This window comes from Actibacterium sp. (assembly GCF_041584535.1).
Classification (GTDB): domain Bacteria; phylum Pseudomonadota; class Alphaproteobacteria; order Rhodobacterales; family Rhodobacteraceae; genus Actibacterium_D.
This window is the reverse complement of sequence record NZ_JBFHDW010000174.1, coordinates 1-5,590: the sequence shown is the minus strand read 5'-3', so window position 1 is coordinate 5,590 and position 5,590 is coordinate 1. Positions and strand designations below refer to the sequence as shown.

Here is a 5,590-nt window from a genome sequence, read left to right as displayed (position 1 = left end):
GTTCGACTATCTGCCCGACGCAGCGGTTTACCTTGACGATCAGGTGACGCCATCGCGGCGAAGTCGTTGGGACAGCATCGAAGATCAATATGACACCCGGCGCGAGGCGATGAAGGCCAAGCACCGGTTGGACACGGTCTATAAGCCCTGTCCGCCGAAGCTGCTGTATCTGGATGACGCCGCATGGCAGGTGGCGATTGCCGGGCATCGGGTGATGCAATTGAACCCGCTGCCGCAAGCGCTGGGGCTGGGGGTGATCGATGCGGGCGGGCGGATCGGGCGCAATTTCTCGCCTGAACGGCAGCTTGAACAAGTCAGTCTTTTCAGCGCTTTGGCGGATCACATTAAAGTTCGTCGTGACGAGGGGCCGGTTGTTGTCGCCTCATACTCGGCCGGCGCGCGCGAGCGGTTGCAGGGCTTGCTTGAGGATGAAGGCGTCACCGACGCGGCGCTGATCGCGGATATGCGCGACGTCAAGCCGGGGCGCGGTCTGTATCTGCTGGTCTGGGCGCTGGAGCACGGGTTCGAAGGACCGAACCTGACGGTGATTTCAGAACAGGATGTTCTGGGCGATCGCCTGATCCGCAGTCCGAAAAAACGCAAGCGGGCCGAGAACTTCCTGACCGAAGCTCAATCTCTGTCGCCCGGCGATCTGGTGGTGCATGTCGAACATGGGGTCGGGCGCTATAACGGTCTGGAAACCATCACCGCGATGGGGGCGCCGCATGAATGTATCGCGCTGGAATATGCCGGTGGCGACCGCCTGTTCCTGCCGGTGGAAAACATCGAACTGCTCAGCCGCTTTGGCCATGATGAGGGCCTGCTGGACAAGCTGGGCGGCGGTGCGTGGCAGGCCAAGAAAGCCAAGCTCAAGGAACGCATCCGCGAGATCGCCGACAAGCTGATCCGCGTCGCCGCTGAACGCGCCTTGCGCACCGCCCCGGTGATGGAGCCGAACCATCACATGTGGGAGGCCTTCAGCGCCCGCTTTCCCTATGAGGAAACCGAGGACCAGCTGCGCGCGATTGCCGATGTTCTGGGCGATCTGGCGCATGGCAGCCCGATGGACCGGCTGATCTGCGGCGACGTGGGCTTTGGCAAGACCGAGATCGCGATGCGCGCGGCCTTTGTGGCGGCCATGTCCGGCGTGCAAGTGGCGGTGATCGCGCCCACGACTCTGTTGGCGCGGCAACACGCCAAGGGGTTCAAGGAACGGTTCCGGGGCTTTCCGTTGGAAGTTCGGCAATTGTCGCGTTTTGTCGGCGCAAAAGAGGCCGCCAAGACCCGTGAAGGGCTGGCCGATGGCACGGTGGATATCTGCGTCGGCACCCATGCGCTGTTGGCGAAAAACATCCGGTTCAGGAACCTTGGCCTGTTGATCATCGACGAGGAACAGCATTTCGGTGTTGCTCATAAAGAGCGGCTGAAACAGATGCGCAGCGACATCCATGTGCTGACCCTGACCGCCACCCCGATCCCGCGCACCTTGCAAATGAGCCTGACCGGCGTGCGCGATCTTTCGATCATCGGCACCCCGCCGGTCGACCGCCTGTCAATCCGCACCTACGTGTCCGAATTCGACGCCGTCACCGTGCGCGAGGCGCTGTTGCGCGAACATTATCGTGGCGGGCAGTCGTTCTATGTGGTGCCGCGTATTTCCGATTTGCCCGAGATCGAGCAATTCCTGCGCGACCATGTGCCCGAGGTGAGCTTTATCATCGCGCATGGCCAGTTGGCGGCGGGCGAGCTGGATGAACGCATGAATGCGTTCTATGACGGCAAATATGACGTTCTGCTGGCGACAACGATCGTGGAATCCGGTCTGGATATTCCGACCGCCAACACCATGATCGTGCATCGCGCCGATATGTTTGGTCTGGCGCAGCTGTACCAGATCCGGGGCCGGGTCGGGCGCTCGAAAACCCGGGCATATGCGTATCTGACCACCAAGCCGCGCACGCCTCTGACGCCTGCCGCGCAAAAACGCCTGCGGGTGTTGGGCAGTCTGGACACGCTGGGCGCCGGGTTCACGCTGGCCAGTCAGGATCTGGATATTCGCGGGGCAGGGAACCTTGTCGGCGAGGAACAATCCGGCCATGTCCGCGAGGTGGGGTTCGAGCTGTATCAATCCATGCTGGAAGAGGCGATCGCCAAGATCAAATCCGGCCAGTTGGAGGGCCTGACCGAAGACGACGGCCAATGGGCGCCGCAGATCAATCTGGGCGTGCCGGTTCTGATCCCCGACACCTATGTGCCCGATCTGGATGTGCGGTTGGGCCTCTATCGCCGCTTGTCCGGCCTCAGCACCAAGGTCGAACTGGAAGGCTTTGCCGCCGAACTGATCGACCGCTTCGGTAAGCTGCCGAAAGAGGTGAACACCCTGCTGCTGATCGTGCGGATCAAGGCGATGTGCAAACGCGCCGGGATCGCGCGGCTGGATGGCGGGCCAAAAGGCGCGACCATTCAGTTCCACAACAACAAATTCGCAGCCCCCGCCGGTCTGGTCGAATTCATCACCGATCAGCGCGGGCAGGCCAAGGTCAAGGACAACAAGATCATCGTCCGCCGCGACTGGTCGCGCGACAACGACAAGATCAAGGGCGCCTACGGCGTGGCCCGCGATCTGGCTGAAAAGGTGATCGCGGCGGAAAAGGCAAAAATGCCAGCGCGCTAGTCAGGCCTTGGGCAGCACAAAGAACAGCAGCCGCGCCAGCACGACCATCGTCAGGATACCGATGACCATCGGCAGTGGCGTGCCGTCAAAGGCGGTCGCCACCGGCCCGGCAATCAGCGACGACGCGATCATCGCAGTCGCGCCGATGATCGAGGCCGACAGGCCGGCGATATGGCCCAGAGGCTCCATCGACAGGGCGTTGAGATTGCCGATGGTCAGGCCCAGCGCCCCGAAGACCGTGATCGACCAGAACACGAAGACCACGAATTTGACGCCGCCGGGAATGAACTCCAACCCCAGCACCACCAGCGCAATTGCCGTCAGCACCACATGCAAATTCAGCGTGGCCCGCACCAGAACATACATGCCCAGACGTCCGACTAGCTGGGCGTTGGTAAAACTGCCCGATCCGGCGATCAGCGCGATCAGGCCAACCCAGACATGAAAATGCGCGCCCTCCTCGAAATACTGGTCGAACACCTGTTGGGTCGATCCAAGATACATGAACAGCGTCGAATAGATGCAGGTCTGGATCAGGATCGCCACCACCACCAGCCGGTGCGAAAAGATCTCGACCACAGCGCGCGCCATCGTGGCCAGATGCAGCGGGCGACGGGACTCGACCGGCAGGGTCTCGGGCTGGCGCAGGGTGAACCAGCCGACCGAGAACATCGAGAACACGATGAAAGCGCCGAAAATCCCGCGCCAGCCCGCCACATAGACCAGCGCCGCACCAATCGTCGGCGCAATCGCCGGCAGCAGGGTAAAGATCATCATCACGAACGAGGTGATCCGCGCCATGTCGCGGCCAGAATACTGATCGCGCACCACGGCCAACCCGACCACACGCGGCCCGGCCGCCCCCATGCCTTGCAACACCCGCGCCGCAAGGATCATGTCCAGCGAATGCGACATCGACGCCAGAGCCGCGCCGATAATATACAAGATCCCGCCCAGAATAATGATCGACCGCCGTCCGAACCGGTCCGAGATCGGCCCGGCCAGCAAGGTGCCGACCCCCATCCCCAGAACAAAGCTGGTGATGATCAGCGGCACCCGGTTCGGTGCAGCGGCGGAAATATCATCGGCAATCGCGGGCAGGGCCGGCAGCATCGCATCAATCGAAAAGGCGATGGTTGCGAACATCATCGCGGTCATGGCGATGAATTCTTTTTGCCCAAGGCGTTTCGTCGGTGTGAACATGCTGGCCCTCTTTCCGAATTCGCCCCTTACTGTGACGAATTGTCACCAAGGACCAGTGTGTATTCTACCTAATGGGTATGAATTATTGTAATGGCTGGTCATCGGGCCGGGTCTGCATCAGCTCGGCCAGCACGTTTTCCCACAGCTCGGACGGCTGCGCGCCCACCACGACATGGGTGTTTGCGACCACGAATGTCGGCACGCCGGTCACACCGTGCGCCCGGGCATGAGCATCGCGGTCGCGGATCATCTGCGCATCGGCGTCCGAGGCCAGCAACCGCCGGATCGCGGCGCCGTCCATTTCGGCGCGCTCGGCGATGTCGACCAGAACCTCCGGATCGCCCAGATCGCGACCCTGTTTGAAATAGGCGTCGAACAGGAAGGACACGACCGGGGTCTGACGGCCCTCGATCCCGGCCCAATGGATCAGGCGATGGGCGTTCAGCGTGTTCGGCGTGCGAGAAATCGCGCTTAGGTTCAGCTCCAGCCCCTCGGCCTCGGCCCGCTCGACCACCGGCGCATAGGACCGCAACGCCCCCTCGCGGCCGCCGAATTTGTGCTCAAGATATTCGACCCGGTCCATGCCCACCGCCGGCATTTCCGGGTTCAATTGAAACGGGTGCCATTCGATCACGAACGGATGGTCCGGCACCGCCGCCAGCACCCGGTCCAGACAGGCCTTGCCGATATAGCACCACGGGCAGATCGGGTCCGACAGGATATCAAGCTTGATCATGGGTCGTCTCCCAGCCCAACCGCAACGCGCGGCGGTTCAGTTTTCCATTCCCGCCCTTGGGCAGGCTTTCGATATGCACGTAAAGCCGAGGCTGCTTATAGCGGGCCAGACGCGCGGCGGCAAAGGTCTGAAGCTCGGCCTCCGGGGTAAGGGCGCCGGTATAGAAGGCGGCAATCACCGTGACACCCGGTTTGATCTCGACCTCGGTCGCGGCAATCTCGGTGATTGCCGGGTGTTCGGTCAGGGCGCGTTCGACCTCTAACGGCGACACCCGAAAGCCCCCGGCGTTCATCATATCGTCCGAGCGGCCCAGATAGGTGATCGCGCCATCCTCGGCCATCGCCACGGTATCGCCGGTCAGAAACCATTCACCGTGAAAGCGGGCGGCGGTTTCGGCCTCGGCCTTCCAATAGCCCAGCATCAGCCCCGGATCGCGGGTCGAGACCACCAATTGCCCGGCCTCGCCGCGCGCGACCGGCGCCAGATCATCGCCCAGAACCGCGATCCGCCGCCCGGCCTGCGGATAGCCGGTGGCCGGCAGCGGCGCCGGATGCCCGGGCGCGCCCGACACGAAGGTCGAGACCTCGGACATGCCCAACGCCTCGTAAACCAGGGTGCCGGTGGCGGCGTTCCACGCGGCGCGCGTCGCCTCGGGCAATTTCTCGCCCGCCGACAGGCCATGCCGTAGCTTCGGCAGGGTCAAGGTGCCGCCCGTTTTCAACATCTGCCGGTAAACCCCCGGCGCGGCAGCGAAAATCGTCGCGTCGAACCGCTTCAGCAACAGCGGAAGCGCCTCGGCCCCAACCCCATCCGCCGGGATCACCGCCGTCGCGCCAATGGCCCAAGGGTCCAGCAAACCGGTGCCTAGGGTATAGGTCCAGTTAAAGGCGCCTGCGTGCAGGACGCGGTCCTCGGGGTGAAGGTCATACCAGCCCGTCCACATCATCCGCCGCGCCCAGACCGCGCGATGCGCATGC

The 5,590-nt window shown here is 62.9% G+C and carries 4 protein-coding genes; 1 reads left to right on the top strand and 3 read right to left on the bottom strand.

The genetic code is table 11. The features are described from left to right. A partial coding sequence (mfd, locus tag ABYW26_RS09575) for a transcription-repair coupling factor (RefSeq protein WP_372604591.1) occupies positions 1-2,674 on the top strand: 2,674 nt, incomplete at its 5' end. Here mfd and ABYW26_RS09570 read toward each other — a convergent pair. The 3 genes from ABYW26_RS09570 to ABYW26_RS09560 form a co-directional block, all read right to left on the bottom strand. After that, positions 2,675-3,877: an MFS transporter gene (locus ABYW26_RS09570; protein ID WP_372604590.1), complete on the bottom strand. Its 1,203-nt coding sequence runs from the start codon at positions 3,875-3,877 to the stop codon at positions 2,675-2,677. An 82-nt stretch (positions 3,878-3,959) separates the two neighbouring features. After that, a complete protein-coding gene (locus ABYW26_RS09565; protein WP_372604589.1) occupies positions 3,960-4,613 on the bottom strand; it encodes a DsbA family oxidoreductase in 654 nt (217 codons plus the stop codon). Further along, positions 4,600-5,590, bottom strand: a 991-nt coding sequence (locus ABYW26_RS09560) for a class I adenylate-forming enzyme family protein (protein ID WP_372604588.1), incomplete at its 5' end; no start/stop codon positions are given. The genes ABYW26_RS09560 and ABYW26_RS09565, both read right to left, overlap by 14 nt.

Coding starts and splice junctions, on each gene's coding strand:
- ABYW26_RS09565 (WP_372604589.1), bottom strand. CDS start 4,613: ATGATCAAGCTTGATATCCTGTCGGACCCGATCTGCCCGTGGTGCTAT.
- ABYW26_RS09570 (WP_372604590.1), bottom strand. CDS start 3,877: ATGTTCACACCGACGAAACGCCTTGGGCAAAAAGAATTCATCGCCATG.